2 protein-coding genes are annotated in these 595 nt (G+C 44.4%); one reads left to right on the top strand and one right to left on the bottom strand.

Going from position 1 to position 595, the window contains the following annotated elements; genetic code table 11:
* Positions 1 to 227, bottom strand: a 227-nt coding sequence (locus ACYVRA_RS08250) for an FISUMP domain-containing protein (RefSeq protein ID WP_461252249.1), incomplete at its 3' end; no start/stop codon positions are given.
* Positions 228 to 254: 27 nt separating this feature from the next.
* Here ACYVRA_RS08250 and ACYVRA_RS08245 point away from each other — a divergent pair.
* On the top strand, positions 255 to 595 hold a 341-nt coding region (locus ACYVRA_RS08245; RefSeq protein WP_461252248.1), incomplete at its 3' end, for a hypothetical protein.

The following is a 595-nucleotide window of genomic DNA, read 5'->3' as shown; positions in this document are numbered from 1 at the left end:
AAAAGCGGAAACACACAGCTCCAACCTGTAGGTCTTGCTGTTCTTACCCCGCCTACCGCCAGACTCAAACGAACCCATTCCTTGCGAGACGGCAAGCGCCATCCGGCGGGGCACGCCTTTTTCGCGGTCTTCCAATCATAGAGCCGCCCGTATTTGCCGCAGTAGGAACTACTGTCCATGTAGCACCACGAACCGCTGTTCGTATGATAATTGAGGTTATGCGCCATCCATACCTGTCTCTTATACACATCTAGATGTGTATAAGAGACAGCTACAACAGTTGGCGTAAAAAACAGCCCTTTAATATTAAAGGGTACGACGCGTTCGCGTGTATAGAGTATCTTTCGGATAACGAAAAGGTCCGCAACTCTTTTAAGAACAACCAATTTACTATCGTTTGCGATATCGGGGGTAAAGAAAAAACATTTAATATCCCGCTGAAAGAAAAGATTCGGTTACAGGCGTACAATGTATCAGGAGAGATGTCTTTCAAGACCGACGACTATATCTTTTGGATTTACTATATCAGCGCCTATTACTACAAATCAAAAGACAGCGTTGATTTGGTTAGGCTTGACGGATACTTTTTTTATAA

The sequence above is a fragment of the Treponema sp. R8-4-B8 genome (genome assembly GCF_054786175.1).
The sequence above is the reverse complement of the archived record's forward strand: the minus strand, read 5'-3'. Positions and strand labels throughout refer to the sequence as shown.